Below are 22,443 nucleotides of genomic sequence, written 5' to 3' on the forward strand. Positions count from 1 at the left end.
TGGGTGGAGAGATTCGCGAGGAGTGGCGGAGCGCGCCTTCGGGTGCGATCTACGAGGTCCGGATTGATTCGGCCGGGCAGTCGCGGCTGCTGGGAATTGTCGCGCTTGGCAGCGGATCATCTCAGGGGAGAGTTCTGGAGCTGCGCTGATGACCGGAAAATCCGGATTCCGACAGCTCTGAATCAGCTCCGTTCTGCGCGGTCTTTAATGGAAAACGGCGGCCTCTGTTCATCGGTCGAGAAAGTTCACGAATTTGTCATTGCGACTTGAGGTGAGTTGGTTAACGATGTCCTCAAAAGACGATAACCGGTTACGGGGGACATGTTATGATTGCATTGAAGCGCGCTTGCTGCGCGGCCATTTTTTTGTACCTTTCGCAAATTCTGCTTTTCAATCAAGCCCTTGCCGATACGCCGACACCGATGCGTGCCGCGGTCGGGCACTCCCTCAAACTGGATCCGACAGACGGGCTTGAGCTTCCCGTCGGCGGTGCGCTGACGCCTTCCTGGGAATGGGTTTCGCGGCCCGCAGGCAGCGTGGCGGACTTTTCGGATGCCGCTTTGCTGCGTCCAAGCGTGACGCCCGATATCGGCGGCACCTACGTTGCGCGCATCACCATGCTGGCCCAGGATGGTGGCGCCGCGGCCACGGCGCTTCTGACATTCGGCACCGGAAATCTCCCACCAGTTGCGCAGGCGGTGATTCGCGATGTGCCGGACGGGACCTCTCCGGTCACGCTGGATGGCGCGGACAGCTATGACGTCGATGGCGATTCGCTGAGCTACATGTGGTCGGTCGAGACCGCGCCTGCGGGCAGTGCCGCGGCGATTATCGGGACCGGGCCGATGGCGGCCGTGTCACTCGATCTCGAGGGGGAATACCGCGTCGCTCTCAGGGTTCAGGACGCGCAGGGCGTGACGTCCGAGCCCGATGTCCTCGACCTGACCTTCCTGCCGAATTCCGGCAGCACCGATGTCTATCGCCTGAACTATGACAGCGTGCAGACCGCCGATGCCGCGGTGGCCGACACATTCGATCTGGGCGAGCGTCTGACCGCCCCCGGCGATCACACCCGCATCGACGGCTTCGTGCTGGATGACGGCGCGGGCGCGCTGGCCGACACGCTGAGCGTGACGCTTGGCGGGAACCTGTATACCGCCAGCGACGCGGGCGGGCTGCTGGCTATGGTCGATGCGCTGGAGCTGGACACCGATCCCCTGACCAATGCGCGGATGTCGCCCGATGCGGGCCGCACCGACCTGACGCTGATCTTCGGGCAGACCGGCGGTTCGGCCACACTGACGGACGTGATCGGGACGCTTCTGACCCGCGCCGATCTGGAAGCGCGCGGCGTCGATTTCTACGAAGGCGTGGGCGGCCGCGTGGTGGCGCCGGTGGCTTCGGCGCGGTTCGATCAGCTGGGTGCGGCGCTCGGAGAGACGCTGTCGGTCGAACCCTATGCCTCGACGGATGTGGATGGCGAGGTGCTGGTTGGCGCGCTTGGCGTTCTTGTCGCGCCCGCGGGTGCGGCACCGCAGCTGAGCACCGATATCGACGGTCTGTCGAGCTTTACCGCGGATACGGCGGGCGATTACCTGCTGGCGCTGAATGTCGACGATGGCCGCTTTACCGATCAGGATCATCTGCTGGTCGTGGCAGGTGGCGGAAACCTGCGCCCCGTGGCCCGGATCGCGCCGGCCACAACGTCCGCGGTGGGCGCGCGGCTGATCGTCGATGGCAGCCAGAGCTACGACATCGATGGCGATCTTCTGTCCTATGACTGGAGCCTGCTCTCGGCGCCGGAAGGCGCGTCGGCGGTGCTGGAGGCCGAGCGCACCGGATTTGTGGCCTTCACCCCGGATGTCGCGGGTGACTATGTAGTGCAGCTGTTGGTGGCCGATGCGGATGTGGCGGGCGTGCCCGCCACGACGTTGATCCGCGTGGCGCCGCCGCGCCCGGTGGCCGAGGCGGGCCGGGACCGTCTGGTCGGCGATCTGGGTCAGCTGTCGCTGGATGGCACGCTGAGTGTCGGCAGCGGCGGGGTGCAATACGCCTGGTCGTCGCTGGGTCTGATGGGCGACGGATCGTCCGTGGCCTTGACCGGTGCCGACACCGCGATGCCGGATGTCAGCCTGTCGATCCGCGAAGGCCGCTTCCGCGATGTGATCCGCTTTGCGCCGGTCTATCACTTCAAGCGCGCCGACACAGGCGGCTATTGCCAGTTCGACACGCGCCTGCCCGGCGACCTCGCCGCCAGCGCCTCGGAGCCGGTGCAGATCACGCTGCACAGCCGCGGCCGCCAGGACGGCATGCAGGGCGACCTGCTGGTCTGGGAGATCGAGAACAAGCAGGAATACACCCGTGACGTCACGCTGATCGACAGCGACGGCGTGGAACATGGCACCTGGACGGTGCCGGGCCGGGTGTCGGTGCATGTGACCTCGGCCGAGATCGGCAAGAAGGCCGATATGGGCGCCTATGTTGCGGGCACCCTGCAGGCGGAAGACCGCGCCAAGACCAACCCCTTCAACCGCAACAATCCGGTCTGCACCGGCCCCGGCTCGGGCGTGGTGCAGCTGATCGTCGCCGATGGCGCGGGCGCCTCGGTGGCCGATACGGTGTTTGTCGGCAACACCAACCTGCGGCCCGTTGTGGACGGTGGCGCGCGCTTCGAACTGATCTCGGGCGAGACCGTCGACCTGACCGCGTCCCTCTATGCCTACGATGCCAATGGCGATGCGCTGAGCTTTGGCTGGTCGCTGATCGCGCGGCCCGATGGCAGCGCCGCCGCTCTGGACGCCGCGGTCGTGCCGGGCGATGCGCTGACCTTTGCCCCCGACCGCGTCGGCACCTATCTGCTGCAGATCACCGCCACCGACGGCGAACTGATCGCCGAACCGGCGGTGATCGAGGTCGAGGTTCTCAACTCGCCCCCGACCGCCGCGATTACCGGCCCTGCCGAGACCTTTGTCGGCGACACCGCCACCCTGGACGGCACGACCTCTTCCGACATCGACGGCGACGTGCTCAGCTACGCCTGGACGCTGCTGAGCAGACCCGACGGATCGAGCGCCGTCCTGCTGGATGCCGATCAGCCGCTGGCCAGCCTGTCTCCGGACCGGCGGGGCGACTATGTGGTGCAGCTGATCGTGTCGGATTACGAATTCGACAGCGACCCGGTCACCTTCACGGTGACCGCCCCCAACCGCGCGCCCGTCGCAGCACTTGACGGGCCGGCGGATGTCGATGTCGGCACCGAGGTGACCTACTCCGCCGCAGGCTCCTCCGATCCCGACAATGATCCGCTGACCTTCAGCTATGCCATCACCGCGCAGCCCGCGGGCTCTGACCCGTTCCTCGCCGATCTTGGCGATGGCGAGGTCGGCTTTGTGGCCGATCAGCCGGGCGAGTACGAAATCATGGCCACCGTCGATGACGGTCTGCTGACCGACACCGCCAGCCTGACCGTGACCGCCGCGTCGCTGAACCAGCCGCCGGTGCTTGGTGATCTGCGCGATCGCTATGTGGTCGAGCTGGGTCTGGAACTGGCGCTGGACCTGACGGGAAGCGATCCCGATGACGACCCGATCTCGTTCTTTGCCACACCCCTCCCGCTGCCGCAGGGCATCGGGCTCGAAGCGACGAGCGGCGCGCTGCGGTTCCGCCCCGAGGCGGGCCAGTTGGGCAGCTACAGCTTTACCGTGGGCGTGTCCGACGGGACGCTGACCGACACCGCTGTTCTCAATATCGACGTGGTCGATGCCACGGCGGGCGACACCGGCGTCTTTGGCCGCGTGCTGGATGCCAAGACCCTTCAGCCCCTTGGCGACATGCCGGTGCGCCTGCGCGATGCGGCGCTGATGACCACCACCGACGCAAGCGGCGCCTTTGATTTTGGCAGCCTCAGCGCAGGCGGTGATCAGGTGATCATCGAACCATCGGCCAATGGCGGACCCGGCGGTTACCTGGGCACCCTGCGCACCATCACCGTCACCGAAAACCAGAACCGCGATCTTGATCCCGACTTTCTGCTGGTGCCGCTCAACGACGGCTGCGCACAGGTTGTCGCCGGGATCGAGACGGTTCTGACGGGCGCGCTGTCGGGTGTGACGGTGACCATCGCGGCGGACAGCATCCAGAACAGCGGTGGCGGCGCCTATACAGGTGAGGTGTGCCTGGGCAACCTGCCGCAGCTTTTCGACGAACCGGGCCTGCCCGACGACACCCAGGCCTGCAACATCTATGCGCTGGATGCACCGGGGGCGATCTTTACCGAGGGCCTGACCGTGCGCGGTCCGAACACCGATCTGCTGCCCGAAGGCACGACGCTGGAATTGTGGCGGCAAAGCCGGATCAGCGGGCTGTTCCGCGCCTCGGCGGCTGCGGTTGTGGACAGCGGCGGCGCAACGGTCAGCGCCACCACCAACACCTTTACCGAAGGCACTCTGTTCAGCTTCCTGCCGCAGGCGCCGGTTACCCGCGCCTCGGCGGATCAACCGACAGGCAATCGCTGGCTGTCCTCTTACGAAGGCAACTACAACCAGACCTATACCCTGCCGGGCTACACCGCCTTTGGCGAAACCCAACAGGTCGGTCTGAGCTACCAGAGCCAGGCCGCCAACCCGACTATCCTTGTGGCGGGCGACGTCACGGTCAGAGCCAACGCCTCGCTGCCCGAGACGCTCAGCACGCGGTTGGCCATTGGCGGCCTGTCGGTCAGTGATGCCAATCAATGGACCCCGCGCAGCGGCCTGAACGGCCAGAGCCCGGCGCTGGTCGGCGAAGCCGTCACCCTGCGCCAGTCGCTGCCTCTGGATGCGTCGGGCCTGAACAGCGGACGCTATGGCTACGACTTTGTCGCACGCGCAAAATACGCCTGTTCAACGGTCAGCGCCACACATCAGGCCGAGCTGTATGTGCAGAACGAAACCGACAGCCCCTATGGCAATGGCTGGGCCATCGATGAGCTGCAAAAGCTGATCGTCAGCCCCGACGGCAAGGTCGCGATCATCGACGATGACGGGGTCGCCACCTTCGATCCCAAGCCGACGCTGACCGAGTTCGAGGACGAGCCGCTGGTCTTCCCGACCATCGGAACGGCCGGCGTGGGCGCCGCCGATGTGGATGGCGATGGCGACATCGACGTCACCTATGGCGAAAGCGGCCGCGGATCGGTCGGCACGCTGCTCAACATCGCGACCGGAGAATGGCAGCAGGAACCGTTTCTGCAGGTGGCCAATCCCAGCGCGGTGCCGCAGACCGGCAGCTACCCGCCCAACCTGGCCAATATCGACATTGGCGAGCTGACCAATGACGGCGCGATCGATATTGCCTATGTGCTGCAGGACCAGCGCGGCTACGGCTATGCCGAAAACGATGGCTTCGGCAACTATTTCAAGGGCTTTGAGCAGCTGAACACCGGCCGTCGCGGGCTGGACATCGTGGTCGAAGATATCGACCTCGACGGGTTCGAAGACATCATCTATGGGGCCAATTCCGGGTTCTTCTCTCTTGTCAACGATGAGATCTGGGTGAGTTATGGCGGCCCGACCGGGCGTCAGTTGGTGCAGATTTCGAACCGCTCGTTCTCGGGTCGCGGTACGCTCCAGGTCGAGGTTGCCGATGTCGACGGCAACGGCTTCCCGGATGTCGCCTATCGGACCCGGGACGGTGTCGACTTCGTCTTTAACAACGGCAATCGCAGCTACACGTTGCGGACCCTGCGGGCCGGCAATGGCGGGTTCAACTTCCTCGGCAATTTCTTCAAACTGCACGATTTCAACCAGGACGGCCTGCAGGACATTGTCTATTCGACGGCCAGCCAGCTGCAGATTCTGCTGAACACGACCGGTCAGGCCTTTGCCGCGCCGACGCTGTTGCCAAGGCCGCCTTCGGCGAGCTCCGGCCTGCCGACGAACCTGGCCGATGCAAATGGCGACGGGCTGACCGATCTTGTGGTGACCTCCGGCAACGAGATCTTTGTCTATCCCTCGAATGGCGACGGCACCTTTGCGCCCTTTGAAAGCGGACTGGTCAATTACGGTTTCGGCGCCATCGACATCGCCGATCTGAACGGTGATGGCAGCCTTGACCTGATCTCGTCCCAGCGGTTCAGCGTCACGGTACATTACTCCAAACCCTCGGCCAGCGGCACGTTCGTGTCCGGCGATGGCGAATTTTCCGAACTGACGCGCCTGCCGGACGGCACCTGGCAGCGCCGGTACAAGGACGGCACGGTCATCGAATACGATGCGAGCGGATTGCAGACCGCGATGGTCGATCCGCAAGGCAATCGCAAAGAATACGCCTATGGTCCGGACGGGCGGCTGGCCACGATCACCGATCAGGTCGGTGGCGTCACCAGCTTCACCTACGGCGCCGAGGGGCGGCTGGCTTCGATCACCTATCCGGACGGGCGCAGCACCTCCTTTACCTATGACGATATCGGAAACCTCAACGAAGTGACCGAACCCATCGGGTCCAAGGTCGTCTTTGCCTATGACGAAACCGGGCGGCTGGTCAGCGCGACCAACCCCAATGGCAACACCACGTCGGTGACCTATGACGCCGTCGGCAATCTGTCGGGCGCGGTTCTGGCCGATGGCTCGACCGTTTCCAGCCAGGTGGCCTCGTCGCTGGGTCTGATCGACGGGCTTGGCGGACCGGCAACGCAACCATTGCTGTATGTGGCACCCGAAGACCGGATCACCACGGTCACCGACCGCAAGGGACAGGTGACGACCATCGAGGTCAACCAGTTCGGCTCGGTTATCCGGACGGTCGATCCGCTGGGCCGCGAAAGCCGCACGATCCGGGACGACCAGAACCTGGTGGTTCGGGTCGAACGGCCAGGGCCAGACGGCACGACGCGGGTGGACACGATCAGCTATGACAGCCTAGGCAACGTCGCCTCGGTGACCGAAGCGGTCGGCACCCCGGCGGAAAAGACACTTTCGTTCACCTATGATCCGCTGTTCAGCCGCGTGCAGACGCGCACCGATGGCGACGGCTTTTCCAAGACCTACAGCTATGACGCCTTTGGCGAGGTTCTGTCGGTCACCGATGCCGAGGGGGGACAGGAAAGCTATACCTACACACCCGAAGGCAAGGTCGCGACACGCACCGACAAGAACGGCAACACCACCACCCTCAGCTACAACGCGCAGCTCAACCTCGAGACGGCCACCTATGCCGATGGTGTGGTCACACAGATGACTTATGACCCCTCGGGCAACGTCACCGTGGTTGCCGAGGCGCAGGGCACGCCTGACGAACGGCAGATCCGCCGCGGCTTTGACGAGTTGAACCGACAGGTCAGTTTTGTTGTCACCGACGCCGCTGGCGTGCCGCTGAACAACCCGGTGGAATATGCCTATCTACCGGCGGGCAACCTTGCGCAGGTGCAGGACGAAACGGGCATCGTCAGTTCGATCATCTACGACGACATGGAGCGGATCGTCGGGGTCAATCACCCCGCCGTGGGCACCATTCAACGGGTCTACAATGCCGCGGGCGAGGTCGAGCGTCTGATCCAGGCTGACGGTGCCGAGCAGAGCTACAGCTATGATGCTGTCAGCCGACTTGTGGCGCTGACCGACAGCGCGGGCGAGGTCAAGACCTTTGCCTATGACGACCGCAACAACCTGACCTCGGTCACCAATGGACGCGGCGGGACAACCAGCTATGCCTATGATGCGCTGGACCGCGTCATCAGCCGGACCGATCCGTCCGGGTCGGTTGTTCAGAAAGGCTACAACACCCGTGGCCACCTGACCCAGTTGATCCGCGAGGATGGCAGCACCGAGACCGCCCAGTATGACGGGCTGGGGCGGCGCGTGTTGGTGCAGACGCCGGACAACACCATGAGCTATGCCTATGACGCGCGTAGCAACATGGTCGAAGCCGCCGATGACGACACACGGCTGACCTTTGCATATGACGTCCGCAACCGGCTGGTATCGGTCACCACCGATGGCGCAGTCGGCCCGCAGCCCGGCGTGACGCTCAGCTACACCTATGACGCGCTTGGCCGACGCATCGGTTCGACCGACAGCCTCGGCGGGGCCACGAGCTATGGCTACGACGTCGAAGACCGGCTGGTGTCGCTCAATGCGCCTTGGGCGGCTAGCTACAGCTTTGAGTATGACGGCAATGGTCGCCGGACCTCTCTCACCTCCGATACGGGGCGGGCATCGGATTACGCCTATTCCGATGGTCTGCTGTCGGCACTCAGCCACACGCATTCTGGGGTGGCGCTGTCGGATTTTGGCTTTGACTACGATGTCGATGGCCAGCTGACGCAGATCCTCGACCTGCTGGACCCCGCCAGTTCGCGGGCGCTCCATTATGACGACCTCAACCGCCTGACCCAAGTGGCCGAGGGCATCCCGGTGACGCAGGGCGGTATGCCTCTGCCGATCGAGGATTACGCCTATGACGCCGAGGGCAACCGGATCACCTCGCATCTGTCGGCCTTCTACAGTTCGAACACCGACAACCAGCTGACCGAGGATGCCGACTACACCTATGCCTATGACGACCGCGGCAACCGCATTTCGCGCACCGCCAAGTCTGACGGCACGGTCGAGCTTTACAGCTATGACAGTCAGGGCCGACTAACCGGCTATGTGTCGCCGGCGACAACGGCCAGCTATGCCTATGATGCGCTTGACCGGCGCGTGGCCAAGACGGTCAACGGCGTGACCGAAGCCTATGTGCTGGATGCCTGGAGCCTGCGGAACCGCATTCACAGCGACGTAGCGCTGGAATTTCGCGATGGCGCCCTCGTGGCGCGCTGGCTGCATTCCGACAAGGTCGACGAACCGATTGCACTCGAGCAATACGGGGCCGACACGACACCGGGCGCGGGCATAGCCTATGACATCCTGGCCGATCGGCTTGGGTCGCCCATCGAGGTCGTGCAAAGCGGCATCGGAACCGTTGCGGGCTCGTACCGTTACGACGCTTTCGGTCAACGCAGCGCGACCGGGCCACTTGCCCTGCGCTATGGCTTTACCGGGCGAGAGGTCGATGCCGAAAGCGGCCTGATGTATTATCGCGCGCGGCACTACGACCCCGGTCTGGGCCAGTTCCTGCAACCCGACCCCATCGGTTTCGCGGGCGGCGATCTGAACCTCTATACATATGTGAGCAACAACCCCTACCAGTGGAAGGATCCCAGCGGGAACCTCGCGATCTCGGCCGACTATGCCGTGCTGACCGCCGGGGTCCTGGGGATCGCCTGCGCAGTTTATTGTGATGTCGGCGGTCAATCTCCCGCCGAGGCCTTTGGCCAGGGCATCTATGGCGGGTTGATGGGGCTCGCGGCCGCAATCGGCAATCTGCTGTCGAGCCTGGCCGACATTCTCTTCAACGAAAGTAATGGCGGCAATGGCGGAAGCGGCGGCAACGGTGGCAGTGGCGGCAACGGCGGAAGCGGAGGCAACGGTGGCAGTGGCGGAAGCGGCGGCAACGGTGGCAGTGGCGGAAGCGGCGGCAACGGTGGCACTAACCCCGGCGCGACCAATCCCGGCGCAACGAACCCTGGCACCACCGGCCCAGCCGCGGGTGGCACCAACCCCTGGGGTGGCATCGAAGGTGTGAACCCGCACCCCGACGGTGATGCCAAAGGCGGCAAGAAGACCCAGGGCATCAAGGAAGGTGGCCCGGATCAGGCCTGGGAAGACTTTGAAAACGAAACCGGAGGCGAATACACTGAAATTCCAGGCAGCGATGGCAAGTATCGCGGCGAGAATGACCAGGGACAGAACGTGATCTTCAATCCCGAGAACAGCGGATCACCCGGTGGCAATAACGGTGGTCAGACGACGATCTACGTCGATGGCAACCCGATCCGGTATCCATGACCAGTGTCCATTCCATTCTGCGTCAGGACGAGGAACGCGCCGAGCGCCTCGTCCTGATCGCCGAGGGCGAGGCCACCCCGCTTCTGCCAAGGTTTCCCGGTGACTTGCGCTGGAGCTTCGACGCGCTCGATCCGAGTCTCGAGGTCCAGTTCGACAATGTGTCGTCCGTGATGTTCTTCGACGAGATGTTCACGACCAGCGAAAACTTTCCCTATCTCAAGGCCTGCGATCACAAGATCGGCCTGTTCGAATGTATCGGTTCGACCTATCTCGACCGGCTGCGCGACAATCCGATGACCGGCCGTACGTTTCGCAACCACAGGCACTTTCTTTATTGGGACAAGCATTTCGACTGGCACATCACCTGCGAAGAAATCCAGATCACTCAGTCAAATGGATAGCGGAAACCGTCGCAACGACCCTTGAGCCAACATACCCAGACACCCCCAAGTTCTGCCCACTCCCCAGGACGCCTTAGGCCTGGTGCAGCACCCGGTCGGCGGCGACCGCGGCCGAGGTCCGGTTGTCCACGCCCATCTTCTGGAAGACCTGTTCCAGGTGCTTGTTCACCGTCCGCGCGCTGAGTGACAGGATCTGTGCGATGTCGCGGTTGGTCTTGCCCATCGACAGCCAGTAAAGCACTTCGCATTCCCGGGCTGTCAGGCCAAAGGCCTGTTCCAGCCGCTTGACCGGCGTGCCGAGGTTGCTGTCGGACAGCTTGACAAGAACCTCGTGCGACGAGGTGATCGACAGAAAGCTGATGCTCAGGTCGTTGTGCACAAAGGGACGGATCTGCGATGCCGGCAAACGGCGGCAGTCGCGCAGCCAAAGCCGGAAGTCCTGCGAGGCCGACAGTTGCTCTCTACCCTCATCGCGGGTTTGTGAGGCCAGGCTTGCGGTGGCGTTGGGGCTGCCCCACACGATGTGGCCGTTGCCGTCAAAGGCGATCACCGACCCGCGTGAACTGTCCAGCGCTTCGCGGGCGCTTTGAATCATCTTGGCGTTGACCACGTGAATCGTGATGCGGGCCAGCAGCTCTTCGATCACCACCGGCTTCGTGATGTAGTCAACGCCGCCCGAGTTCAGACCTTTCAGGATATGTTTGGGCTCGGTGAGGCCAGTCATGAAGATGATCGGCGCCAGCACAGGGTCGGTGCCGGATTTCAGCAAACGGCAGGTTTCGAACCCGTCCGGGTCAGGCATCACCGCGTCCATCAGGATCACGTCAGGCCGGATGCGCCGGGCGAGCGAAATGGCGGTGTCCCCGTCGCGGGCCACCAGCACGGTGATGCCGCTTTCTTCGAGCGCGGTGGACACCATGCCCAGCGTGTCGGGGTTGTCATCCACAACGAGGGCGATGTTCTGGCGTTCACGGTCAAGGGGCGGCATGGGGCATGTCTTTCAGGCGGTCGAGGACTGCGGGCATATCGAACCCGGCCGCGGCGCGGCGCAGTGCGGCCAGGTCGCTGCCTGCCAATGCGCCGCTTTCTGCCAGCGCGTCGATCCTGCGGCTTAGCGCGTGCGCCATGCCGTCCTGCGCGAGGTCGATCAGTTCGGCGCGGTCCGTGGCAGACAGGGCGTCAGCCTGCGGCGCGGCGTCGGCATCGTCGGATTGGGTCACCAGATCAAGCCGCAGCAATTCGGCGATCCGAACCAGCAGGTCATCAAGGTTGTAGGGCTTGGCAAGGAAGGCATCGCAGAGTTTGAGTTCGGGCGCGGGCTTCTCGGCGTCCATCGCGTGGCCAGAGATCATCGCAATCGGGGTCGACCGATGGGCGCCGTCGCGCAGGAGCTGCGCCAGGTGCCAGCCGTCGTGACCCGGCAGGTCAATGTCGAGGATAAAGAGATCCGGCGCGATATCCTCGATCATTTCCAGCGCCTGCTCGACAGAGGAGGCCAGCAGCACGGCAAAACCGATGGGGGTCAGGAAGTAGTCCACCAGTTGCAGGTGATTGAGGTCGTCGTCCACCACCAGGATCGACCGCCGCGCGCCCAGATAACCGGTGGCGGGCAGGCTAGTCGCGCTGTCGGGCTGCGGGGGCGGGGCGTAGCGGCTGCCCACCGGGATCGACGGCAGCATCAGCCGCACTCGGAACCGGCTGCCGTTGCCCGGTGTGCTGTCCACCTCGATGTCGCCGCCCAGAATCTCGACCAGCAGCTTGGTGATGGTCAGGCCAAGGCCCGAGCCCAAGACCATCGGGTGAATGCCGCGCTCGAACGGCTCCCATATGCGCGGCAGCTTGTCGGGTGCAATGCCGATCCCGGTGTCGGTGACGTCGATCACCGCGACCTCGTTGCGATAGCTCAGGTGCATTCCAACCGATCCGGCCTCGGTATAGCGCAGGGCGTTGGAGAGCAGGTTGATCAGGATCTGGCGCAGGCGCTTTTCGTCAAAGCTGACCCATTCGGGCAGTGACCCCGACGTGGTGAGCGCGAAGGCGATGTTCTTTTCGCGCGCCTGTTCCTGAAAGATCGACGTGACCTGTCCCAGGAACATGCGCAGGTGGATGCGGTCACGGCTGATTTCCAGCCGTCCCGCCTCGATCCGCGAAATATCCAGCAGCCCCTCGATCAGCCCCGCCAGATGTTCGGAGGAGCGGCGGATCGTCGTGACCGATGTGCGCCGGTGGGCCGGCACCTCGGGATCCTTTTCAAGGATCTGCGCAAAGCCATAGATCGAATTCAGCGGGGTGCGCAATTCGTGGCTGAGCCCCGTCATGTAGCGCGTCTTGGCCACGTTCGCGGCCTCGGCCTTTTCCTTGGCCTGTTGCAGGGCGCGGTCGGTGCGGTCATGGGCGCGCACCTCGGCCAGCAGGCGTTCGGTCTGACGCGCGGTCTCGTCGCGGGCCTTGTGCTGGCTTTCGTTGATCAGGATAAACATCCAGACACAGACACCGATAACGATCAGCGTCATGCAAAAGATCACGGTCAGCACCGCATCGAGATTCTCGGCATAGCGAAATGCGCGCACCAGCAGCAGCAGCTGGGCGAAGACCGCGCCGATGAGGGCGGTGACGAGGACGAAGCGCGCCAGCGGTGTCATCAGTGCGGCAGCGGCACGCTGGGGCAGGTAGGTGTGCAAGGTCTTGGCGGTCATGGCGGTGATCCGCGCCTCGGGTTTGCAGGCGTCCCGGCAGGCACTGTCGAGCGTGCAGCACAGCGAACAGATCGGGCCGGCGTGGAACGGGCAATGGGTCATGTCCTCTGCGTCGAAGCTGTAGGCGCAGATGCTGCAGGTCTTGTCGACCGTGCCGATCTTTGGCGTCGGCCGGGCAATGTAGTATTTTCCGTCCGTCCACCAGGCGATGACCGGGGCAAGCAGCAGTGAACTGAAGAGCGCCAGCGGCGCCGACATTGCCTGTGCAAGCATCCCGAAGGTGCCGCCGAACGCCAGGAGGGACAGCACGCAGGCACTGGCCATCGCGCCGATGCCGACGGGATTGATATCATAAAGGTGCGCGCGGCGGAATTCGATCCCCGGCGGGCTGAGGCCCAGCGGTTTGTTGATCACCAGATCGGCCACCAGCGCTCCGATCCAGGCCAGCGCCACATGGGAATAAAGCGCCAGCGTCGCTTCCAGCGCGCCGAACACGCCCAGCTCCATCAGCATCACCGCGATGGCGACGTTGAAGACCAGCCAGACCACCCGGCCCGGATGGCTGTGTGTGATGCGCGAAAAGAAGTTCGACCAGGCGATGGAGCCGGCATAGGCATTGGTGATGTTGATTTTGAGCTGGCTCAGCACCACGAAAGCCGAGGTCAGCAACAGCACCAGCCAGGGCGATGCAATCACCTCGGAAAAGGCGGTGTGATACATGCGTGTGGGATCGGCGGCCTCGGTCATCGGCACGCCCTTGGTCAACGCCAGGGTCACAAGGTAGGACCCGGCCAGCATCTTGAGCACACCCAGCACCGACCAGCCCGGTCCGGCGGTGATCAGCGCGGCCCACCAGCGACGACGCTCTGCTGCGGTTTTGGGCTCGGGCAGGAAGCGCAGGAAGTCCACCTGTTCGCCGACCTGTGCGATCAGCGAAAACACCACACCGGCCGCAGCACCCAGCATCACCAGCCGCCCGCTCTGGGTTTCGGGTTCGGGCGTGCTGCCTTGGAAACTGGCCCAGCCGTCGATGTCGTAGCCGACGAAGGCGAGCATGACGAACGGCGTGATGTGCAGCACCACCCAGACAGGTTGGGTCCAGGCCTGAAAGACCGAGATCTTGGAAAACCCGTTGATCACCAGCGGGATCACCACCAGCGAGCTGAGCAGATAGCCGATCATCAGCGGGATACCGAGGGTGAATTCCACCGCCAGCGCCAGGATCGCCGCTTCGAGCGCGAAGAAGATGAAGGTGAAGCTGGCGTAGATCAGCGAGGTGAGCGTAGAGCCGATGTAGCCAAAGCCCGCGCCGCGCGTCAGCAGGTCGATGTCGACGCCGTATCGCGCGGCGTAGTAGCTGATCGGAAAGGCGGTAAGGAACAGGATCGCGCCCACCAGCATGATCGCGGTGATGGCGATGTCAAAGCCGTAGGTCAGCGTGATCGCGCCCCCGATCGCCTCGAGCGCCAGGAACGAGATCGACCCGATGGCCGTGTTGGCCACCCGCGCCGCCGACCAGCGCCGCGCCCGCCGCGCGGTGAAGCGCAGGGCGAAATCCTCCATCGTCTCATTGGCGACCCAGCGGTTGTACTGCCGCTTTTCCGGGGTCGCACGGTAGGTGACGGACATCCGCTGTCCTCGCTTTCAATGGCGTTCGACATGAATGGGATGCGCTGCGGAAAGGGTCGTTGAAAGCGCCCGGCATCCCCCGCAGGCTCCTTCGATGACCATGTGTACAGGGTAGTTACGCGCAGCCACATACGTCAATTGACGTATACTGCAGCGCAGCATCCTGACCGACAGTGACCCGGCACGGCAGAGCCTCTGCCCAAAAAACACTCAATTCACGCCGACAAGGAGCTGTCCATGACTGATCGAAAAACCCCCAAACCGCTGAACGGTCCAAGCCGCCGCGCCTTCATGGCGGGCACCGCCGCGCTGAGCGCGTCGCTTTTCGCGCCGAAGGCTCTGTTCGCGCAGGACTATGCCACCGCTGACATCAACACCACCGGTCTGGCCGTCACGGACGATACGGTGACCATCGGCATCCTGCATTCGGTTACCGGCACGATGGCCATCTCTGAAACCGGTTCGGTGCAGGCGGAAAAGCTGGCGATCGAGCAGATCAACGCCCAGGGCGGCATCCTTGGCCGCAAGATCGAATACATCCAGGAAGACGGTGCATCCGACTGGCCCACTTTCGCCGAAAAGGCCCGCAAGCTGCTGGTCAACGACAAGGTCGCGTCGGTCATGGGCTGCTGGACCTCGGCCAGCCGCAAGGCCGTGCTGCCGGTTTTTGAGCAGAACAACGGTATGCTTTACTATCCCACCTTCTACGAGGGGCTCGAACAGTCGCCCAACGTCATCTACACCGGGCAGGAAGCCACCCAGCAGATCATCGCCGGCCTGGACTGGGTCAACCAGACCAAAGGCGCCAAGTCGTTCTACCTGCTGGGGTCGGATTACATCTGGCCGCGCACCTCGAACAAGATCGCGCGCGCGCATATCGAAAAGTTCATGGACGGCTGCAAGGTCGTGGGCGAGGACTACTATCCGCTTGGCCACACGCAGTTCAATTCGGTCATCAACAAGATTCGCCTGAAAAAGCCCGATGTGATCTATGCCATCGTCGTCGGCGGATCGAACGTCGCCTTCTACAAGCAGCTCAAGGCCGCTGGCATCGACCCGTCCGAGGAAGGCCCGATCGTCCTGACCATCTCTGTGACCGAGGACGAGATCCGCGGCATCGGCGGCGAGAACGTTGAAGGCACCTATGCCTGCATGAAGTATTTCCAGAGCCTGGATAACGAAAACAACGTCGCATTCGTCAAGGCCTTCAAGGAAATGTGGGGCGAGGACATCGTCATCGGCGACGTGACGCAGGCCGCTTATCTGGGGCCGTGGCTGTGGAAGGCGGCGGTGGAAAAGGCCGGGTCCTTCGACATCGACAAGGTTCGCGAAGCACAGATCGGTGTGGAGCTGGAAAGCGCACCCGAAGGCTACGTCAAGGTGCACGAGAACCATCACCTCTGGTCCAAGACCCGTGTGGGCCGTGCCCAGGCCGATGGGCAATACGAAGTGGTCTATGAGACCGCCGAGCTGGTCGAGCCCGATCCGTTCCCCGAAGGCTACCAGTAAGCCTTTGGTCTCCGGGGCCGCGACCATCCCACGCGGCCCCGGGATTTGATCCGACGCTCCCGTCTGTCCGTCCCAGCCAGAGGAACCCGCATGTTTTCCGACTATTCCATGAGCGAGCTTGGCGCGATCTTTGCCATGCAGGGCTTTGCCGGCCTGATCCTGTTCTCTGTCTTTGTGCTGATGGCACTGGGCCTTGCGATCATCTTTGGCCAGATGGGCGTCATCAACATGGCGCATGGCGAATTCATGATTCTTGGCGCCTACGTGACCTACCTCACGTCGACGGTTTTCGCCGCCTATCTGCCGGGCCTTTTCAGCATCTATTTCTTCGTGGCGATGATCCTGGCGTTCCTGGCTTCGGGGGCGCTGGGGCTTTTCGTCGAATGGGCGATGATCCGTCACCTTTACAAGCGTCCCCTGGACACGCTGCTGGCGACCTGGGGCCTGAGCCTGATCCTGCAACAGGTCTACCGCAGCGTCTTCGGCGCGCGCGAGGTGGGCGTGACCATCCCTGACTGGATGATGGGGTCGTTGCCCCTCACGGACATGATCGAAGTGCCGATCAACGGCATTTTCGTGATGGTGTTGGCCACCGGTATCTCCATCGGCGTCTACTACATGATGTTCAAATCCAGCTGGGGTCTGCAGGTGCGGGCGATCAGCCAGAACCGGGTGATGGCCGATGCCGTAGGGATCAACACCGCCTGGACCGACCGGATGACCTTTGGCATCGGCTGCGGCGTCGCGGGCGTCGCCGGATCGGCCTTTACCATGATCGGGTCCACCGGGCCGACCGCCGGGCAGCTCTACATCGTCGACACCTTCCTTGTCGTGGTCTTTGGCGGCGCGGCCAGCCTTCTGGGCACCATCGCCAGCGCGTTCTCGATCAGCCAGGCGCAGTCGATCATGGAGTTCTTCCTCTCGGGCTCGATGGCCAAGGTGCTGACGCTGCTCACGGTCGTGGCAATCCTGATGGTGCGTCCGCAGGGCCTCTTTTCTCTCAAACTGCGCAAGTGATCGGAGATCTGTGATGCAGAATACGTCCAACCGTCTCTTTTCCGGCCGCGACATCCTCGGCTTTGCCATTCTCGCGCTCATCATCTTTGTCCTGCTACCCGTCGCACTCGACAGCTTCCGGCTCAACCTCTTTGGCAAATACCTGACCTATGCCTTTGTCGCTGTGGGGCTGGTGCTGTGCTGGGGCATGGGCGGGATCCTGAGCCTCGGCCAGGGCGTGTTCTTCGGGCTTGGTGGTTACTGCATGGCGATGTTCCTCAAGCTTGAGGCGTCAACGCCCGAGAACACGGCGATTCAGTCCACGCCGGGCATCCCCGATTTCATGGACTGGAACCAGCTGACCGCACTGCCGTGGTGGTGGGAGCCGTTCAATTCGCTGGTCTTCTCACTCTTTGCCGTGGTCGCCGTTCCGGTTGTCTTCGCGCTCATCATCGGCGTGGCGATGTTCAGGCGCCGGGTGGGCGGGGTCTATTTCGCCATCATCACCCAGGCGTTTGCGGCAATCCTGACGATCCTGATCATCGGCCAGCAGGGGTTCACCGGCGGCGTCAACGGCATCACCGATCTGCGCACGCTTAACGGTTGGGACATCCGTACCGACAGCGCCAAGGAAATCCTCTACTTCGTCAACGGCGCGCTTCTTTTCCTGTGTCTTCTGGCCGCGCAATACGTGCGCAAGTCCAAGCTGGGGCGCCTGCTAATCGCCATGCGCGACCAAGAGGACCGGGTGCGCTTCTCAGGTTACGACGTGGCGAGCTTCAAGATCTTCATCTTCTGCCTTGGTGCGGCCTTTGCCGGGATCGGTGGGGCGATGTTCACCCTGCAGGTCGGCTTCATGTCGCCGACGCTGGTGGGGATCGTCCCGTCGATCGAGATGGTGATCTTCTGCGCCGTTGGCGGACGGCTGTCGATCCTCGGTGCGGTCTATGGCGCGCTGTTGGTGAACTGGGCCAAGACCTCGCTGTCGGAAAGTTTTCCCGAGCTTTGGCTGCTGGGTCTGGGCGGGCTTTTTATCGCGGTGGTGATGGTGTTCCCGAATGGGCTGGCGGGGGTCTACGCCCAGCATATCGAACCACGGCTGCTGGCGCTCAAGGGCCGCAGCAAACCCACCGCCGCCCCCAACGAAGCCCCGGCGGAATAGGAGCCCGGCCATGAACGCACAGAACCCCAATTTCCTGCTGATGGTCGAAGGGCTGACCGTGTCCTTTGACGGTTTCAAGGCGGTGAACGATCTGAGCTTTTACGTCGAACCCAACGAATGCCGGGTCATCATCGGCCCCAATGGTGCGGGCAAGACAACGGTGCTTGACCTCATTTGCGGGCGGACCAAGGCCACATCCGGCTCTGTCACCTTCAAGGACCGCGAGCTGCTGGCGATGCGCGAAGACCAGATCGTGCACGCGGGTGTCGGACGCAAGTTTCAGACACCATCGGTCTATGAGGACCTCACCGTCTTTGAAAACCTCGAGCTGTCCTATCCCAAGGGCCACGGCGTTTTTGGCGCGCTCACGTTCCGCCGCGACAGCGCCGTGCGCGCCCGCATCAAGGAGATTGCCGAGACGATCTTTCTTGAAGATCTGCTGGAGGAAAAGGCGGCCTTTCTCAGCCATGGGCAAAAGCAGTGGCTCGAGATCGGGATGCTGCTGATCCAGGACCCGGAACTTCTGATGCTGGACGAACCCGTCGCGGGCATGTCCGTGGCCGAGCGCAGAAAGACCGCCGCGCTGTTGCGCCGGATCGTCGAGGACCGGTCGGTCATCGTGATCGAGCATGACATGGGGTTCGTCGCCGACATCGCCACGCGGGTCACCGTCCTGCACCAGGGCCAGACCTTGTCGGAGGGGTCGATGGAGCGGGTGCAGAACGATCCACGCGTCATCGAAGTCTACCTGGGCCACTGAAAGGAAATTCCGATGCTGAATGTCGAAAACCTGCGCGCGGCCTACGGCCAGTCAGAGGTGCTGCACGGGCTGGATCTGGATGTGCCGGGCGGCGAGATCGTCGCCATCATGGGCCGCAACGGCATGGGCAAGACCACGCTGATGAAGACGCTGATGGGCGTCGTCGGCGAAAGCGGCGGTGTCACGCGTGTGGATGGTGCGGCGGTGTCCGGCAAGAAGCCGCACGAACGCGTAGCCGCCGGTCTGGCCTACGTGCCGCAGGGGCGGATGATCTTTTCGTCGATGACGGTGCAGGAGAACATCGAAACCGGCCTTACAGTCACCGGATCGTCCACCGTCCCCGGCGACATCTACGAGCTTTTCCCGGTTCTGCTGGAGATGAAGGGCAGGCGGGGCGGCAACCTGTCGGGGGGCCAGCAACAGCAGCTGGCCATCGCCCGGGCGCTGGCCAGCAATCCCAAGGTGCTGCTGCTGGATGAGCCGACGGAAGGCATCCAGCCGTCGATCATCCGCGAAATGGCCCGGACCCTGCGCGCCATCCGGGACCAGAAAGGTCTGACGATCGTGGTGTCGGAACAGGTGCTCAGTTTCGCGCTCGATGTCGCGGACCGGGTCATCGTGATCGAGAACGGAACCTTCGTGCACGACAGCCCGCGCGACGGGGTCGACGAGGCCAAGGTTTCGAAATTTCTGTCTGTTTAAAGACTTACCAACCAAAAGGAGAGGACAGCACATGGCTGATACATTGATTTCGGTGGACCTGAGCGAAAGCCCGCACACCAACGAGAACGTGCACAACCGCTGGCATCCGGACATTCCGATCAATGTCTGGGTCGAGCCGGGCGACGATTTCAAGATCGAAACCTACGATTGGACCGGCGGCCAGATCAAGAACGATGACGACGCATCGGACGTGCGTGACGTGGAGCTTGAGCAGGTGCACTACCTGTCAGGGCCGATCGGCGTCAAAGGCGCAGAGCCGGGCGATCTGCTGGTGGTCGACATCCTTGATATCGGTGCTGTGGAAGAGATGAACTGGGGCTTCAACGGCTTCTTTTCGAAAAACAACGGCGGCGGGTTCCTGACCGATCATTTTCCGGCGGCGCAGAAATCCATCTGGGATTTCGACGGCATGTTCACCAAGTCGCGCCACGTGCCGGGGGTGAAATACGCGGGCCTCATCCATCCCGGCCTGATCGGCTGTCTGCCGGATCGCAAGATGCTGGACATGTGGAACAGCCGCGAGACCAAGCTGTTCAACACCGATCCCGATCGTGTGCCGCCGCTGGCCGCACTGCCGAACACCCAAAGCGCGCATATGGGCGCGATGAAGGGCGACGCCCGCGACAAGGCGGCGACCGAGGCCGCCCGCACCGTGCCACCGCGCGAACATGGCGGCAACTGCGACATCAAGGACCTGAGCCGCGGCTGCAAGATCTACTTCCCGGTCTATGTCGACGGCGCGGGCCTTTCGATGGGCGATCTGCACTTTTCCCAGGGCGACGGCGAGATTACCTTCTGCGGTGCCATCGAGATGGCCGGCTGGCTGCACCTCAAGGTCGAACTCATCAAGGACGGAATGGCGAAATACGGCGTCAAGAACCCGATCTTCAAGCCGTCCCCGATCAAGCCGGTCTATGACGACTACCTGATCTTCGAAGGCATCAGCGTCGACGAGGCCGGAGAGCAGCATTATCTCGACGTGCACGTCGCCTATCGCCAGGCCTGTCTCAACGCCATCGAATACCTCAAGAAATTCGGCTATACCGGCGCGCAGGCCTATTCGATCCTCGGCACCGCCCCGGTGCAGGGCCATATCTCGGGTGTGGTGGACATTCCCAACGCCTGTGCGACGCTCTGGTTGCCCAACGACATCTTCGAATGGGACATGATGCCCAACGCCAGTGGCCCGACCAAGTACCTTGACAGGTCCATCGACATGCCCATCGCTCACGATCTGTGATCCCGTCGGCGCGCGGTGCCACCGCTCCGCGCGCTGCCCCAAACCGGAGACATGACATGCCCTTCTACGACTACTGGTGCGAGGATTGCGGGCCGTTCACCGCACACGCCTCCCTGCAGAACTTCGCCGCGCCCTGCGCCTGCCCGGACTGCGCAGCCGAGGCACCCCGCGTGCTGATCAACGCGCCGCATTTGGCCGGGATGAGCAGCGACCGCCGCCGCGCCTTCGAGACCAACGAGCGCAGCGCCGACAGCCCGAAACGTTCGGGCACCCACGGACCCGGTTGCGGCTGCTGTGCCGGCGGGCAAAAGGTTGGGTCAAAGACGCTGGTGCGTCCCGACGGTTCCAAGAGTTTCCCGACCAAGCGGCCCTGGATGATCTCGCACTAGGATAGCCTGCCGACGGGCGGTGCTCCTCCGCGGTGGGCCGTTTTTCCAGATCCCAGGCAAAACCGGCTTTTGCGTCAGATCACACGTTATGTCGAAAAGCTGCCGTTCGCGGATGGGGCAGCGGCGAACTGGATGGCGCGCAGACAGACTGACCTGCCACTGAACTTTCACCCAGCCGGAACCGGAGCCCTTTGGGTTGATACGCCGATTGGCGCAGGTGGAGCAACCGGCAGATGCGCGTAGCTTTCAGGTAGCGCAGCGCGGCAGTCGGTTGCGGTGAGCAGGCCCTCGGCGAACGCCCTGGGCGTTTGGTAGCCGAGGGCCGAATGTGGCCTCTCCTCATTGTCGTCTGCTGCCCAGGCCCGGATCGTGGATCGGGCGTGGGCCATGTCACGGAACATTGTCTCGTTCGGTAGCTCGTCTCGCATGCGGCCATTGAAGCTTTCCACAAACCCGTTCTGCATCGGCTTGCCGGGGGCGATGTAGTGCCATTCGACCCCGCGCTCGGCGACAAAGGTTAAGATCGCGTTACTGGTCAGTTCGGTGCCGTTGTCAGAGACGATCATGCCGGGCTTGCCCCGTCGTTCCATCACCCGGGCCAGTTCCCGCGCGACACGGCGTCCGGAGATCGACGTGTCCGGGATTGCTGCCAGGCATTCTCGGGTCACGTCATCAACGACGTTCAGGATGCGAAACCGCCGCCCACAGGCGAGTTGATCGTGCACGAAGTCCAGAGACCAGCGGGCATTGGGCCGCGCCTCGACCAGGATCGGGGCGCGTGTGCCGATGGCCTTGCGCCTGGCGCGGCGCTTGCGCACCGCCAGCCCTTCTTCGCGATAGAGCCGGTAGATGCGGTTGATGCCCGAAGGCTCGCCCTCGCGGCGCAGCAGAATGAACAAGCGTCGGTAGCCGAACCTGCGACGTTCATTGGCCAGATCCCGAAGCCGCTGGCGCAGCTCGACCTCTGGCGGTCTGATCGACCGGTAGCGGATCATCTTGGACCTGTCACGGAATTGTTCCGCTCCTTTGACTTGGTATTTTGCCACAAAGGAGAGACATCATGGCATCGAAC

Annotated in this window: 11 protein-coding genes and 1 pseudogene; 9 read left to right on the forward strand and 3 right to left on the reverse strand. The window is 63.2% G+C overall.

Features of this window, described 5'->3' with window-relative positions; all coding sequences use genetic code 11:
* Nucleotides 1–422: 422 nt before the first annotated feature.
* Both ACOXXX_RS21250 and ACOXXX_RS21255 read left to right on the forward strand, forming a co-directional pair.
* Nucleotides 423–9,866, forward strand: coding sequence for a PKD domain-containing protein (locus ACOXXX_RS21250; RefSeq protein ID WP_422828636.1), 9,444 nt, complete (start codon nt 423–425; stop codon nt 9,864–9,866).
* Nucleotides 9,863–10,267 (forward strand): hypothetical protein, encoded by a 405-nt coding sequence (locus ACOXXX_RS21255; RefSeq protein WP_422828637.1) that lies wholly within the window; start codon nt 9,863–9,865, stop codon nt 10,265–10,267. Before ACOXXX_RS21250 ends, ACOXXX_RS21255 begins: the two co-directional genes overlap by 4 nt.
* 73 nt (nt 10,268–10,340) lie before the next feature.
* Here ACOXXX_RS21255 and ACOXXX_RS21260 read toward each other — a convergent pair whose 3' ends face one another.
* Entirely contained in the window at nt 10,341–11,255 is a 915-nt protein-coding gene (locus ACOXXX_RS21260; protein ID WP_422828638.1) for a response regulator, read from the reverse strand.
* Nucleotides 11,242–14,592, reverse strand: coding sequence for an ATP-binding protein (locus tag ACOXXX_RS21265; RefSeq protein WP_422828639.1), 3,351 nt, complete (start codon nt 14,590–14,592; stop codon nt 11,242–11,244). Before ACOXXX_RS21265 ends, ACOXXX_RS21260 begins: the two co-directional genes overlap by 14 nt.
* A gap of 237 nt (nt 14,593–14,829) precedes the next feature.
* Here ACOXXX_RS21265 and urtA point away from each other — a divergent pair, with 237 nt between their 5' ends.
* The 7 genes from urtA to ACOXXX_RS21300 all read left to right on the forward strand — a co-directional run bounded on the left by urtA (nt 14,830) and on the right by ACOXXX_RS21300 (nt 21,371).
* Complete coding sequence (gene urtA, locus ACOXXX_RS21270; protein ID WP_422828640.1) at nt 14,830–16,101, forward strand: urea ABC transporter substrate-binding protein; 1,272 nt, start codon at nt 14,830–14,832, stop codon at nt 16,099–16,101.
* Between the two features lie 90 nt (nt 16,102–16,191).
* On the forward strand, nt 16,192–17,118 hold the full coding sequence (gene urtB, locus ACOXXX_RS21275; protein ID WP_422828641.1) for an urea ABC transporter permease subunit UrtB: 927 nt from the start codon (nt 16,192–16,194) through the stop codon (nt 17,116–17,118).
* A 13-nt stretch (nt 17,119–17,131) separates the two neighbouring features.
* The gene (urtC, locus tag ACOXXX_RS21280) at nt 17,132–18,259 is read left to right on the forward strand and encodes an urea ABC transporter permease subunit UrtC (RefSeq protein WP_422828642.1); all 1,128 of its coding nucleotides are present in this window, start codon (nt 17,132–17,134) and stop codon (nt 18,257–18,259) included.
* Nucleotides 18,260–18,269: 10 nt separating this feature from the next.
* Entirely contained in the window at nt 18,270–19,019 is a 750-nt protein-coding gene (gene urtD / locus ACOXXX_RS21285) for an urea ABC transporter ATP-binding protein UrtD (RefSeq protein ID WP_422828643.1), read from the forward strand.
* A 12-nt stretch (nt 19,020–19,031) separates the two neighbouring features.
* Nucleotides 19,032–19,721, forward strand: a complete 690-nt coding sequence (gene urtE / locus ACOXXX_RS21290; protein WP_422828644.1) for an urea ABC transporter ATP-binding subunit UrtE — start codon at nt 19,032–19,034, stop codon at nt 19,719–19,721.
* Nucleotides 19,722–19,752: 31 nt separating this feature from the next.
* Nucleotides 19,753–20,982 (forward strand): formamidase, encoded by a 1,230-nt coding sequence (gene fmdA, locus ACOXXX_RS21295; protein ID WP_422828645.1) that lies wholly within the window; start codon nt 19,753–19,755, stop codon nt 20,980–20,982.
* Between the two features lie 56 nt (nt 20,983–21,038).
* Nucleotides 21,039–21,371 (forward strand): FmdB family zinc ribbon protein, encoded by a 333-nt coding sequence (locus tag ACOXXX_RS21300; protein ID WP_422828646.1) that lies wholly within the window; start codon nt 21,039–21,041, stop codon nt 21,369–21,371.
* Nucleotides 21,372–21,538: 167 nt separating this feature from the next.
* On the opposite strand, the pseudogene ACOXXX_RS21305 reads toward ACOXXX_RS21300, so the two are convergent.
* Nucleotides 21,539–22,443: pseudogene (locus ACOXXX_RS21305) on the reverse strand (IS3 family transposase); the annotation flags it as partial.

Source organism: Thalassococcus sp. BH17M4-6 (assembly GCF_049323015.1).
Taxonomy (GTDB): domain Bacteria; phylum Pseudomonadota; class Alphaproteobacteria; order Rhodobacterales; family Rhodobacteraceae; genus Puniceibacterium.

Coding starts and splice junctions, on each gene's coding strand:
- ACOXXX_RS21250 (WP_422828636.1), top strand. CDS start 423: ATGCGTGCCGCGGTCGGGCACTCCCTCAAACTGGATCCGACAGACGGG.
- ACOXXX_RS21255 (WP_422828637.1), top strand. CDS start 9,863: ATGACCAGTGTCCATTCCATTCTGCGTCAGGACGAGGAACGCGCCGAG.
- urtE (WP_422828644.1), top strand. CDS start 19,032: ATGCTGAATGTCGAAAACCTGCGCGCGGCCTACGGCCAGTCAGAGGTG.
- ACOXXX_RS21260 (WP_422828638.1), bottom strand. CDS start 11,255: ATGCCGCCCCTTGACCGTGAACGCCAGAACATCGCCCTCGTTGTGGAT.
- urtC (WP_422828642.1), top strand. CDS start 17,132: ATGCAGAATACGTCCAACCGTCTCTTTTCCGGCCGCGACATCCTCGGC.
- urtB (WP_422828641.1), top strand. CDS start 16,192: ATGTTTTCCGACTATTCCATGAGCGAGCTTGGCGCGATCTTTGCCATG.
- ACOXXX_RS21265 (WP_422828639.1), bottom strand. CDS start 14,592: ATGTCCGTCACCTACCGTGCGACCCCGGAAAAGCGGCAGTACAACCGC.
- urtD (WP_422828643.1), top strand. CDS start 18,270: ATGAACGCACAGAACCCCAATTTCCTGCTGATGGTCGAAGGGCTGACC.
- fmdA (WP_422828645.1), top strand. CDS start 19,753: ATGGCTGATACATTGATTTCGGTGGACCTGAGCGAAAGCCCGCACACC.
- ACOXXX_RS21300 (WP_422828646.1), top strand. CDS start 21,039: ATGCCCTTCTACGACTACTGGTGCGAGGATTGCGGGCCGTTCACCGCA.
- urtA (WP_422828640.1), top strand. CDS start 14,830: ATGACTGATCGAAAAACCCCCAAACCGCTGAACGGTCCAAGCCGCCGC.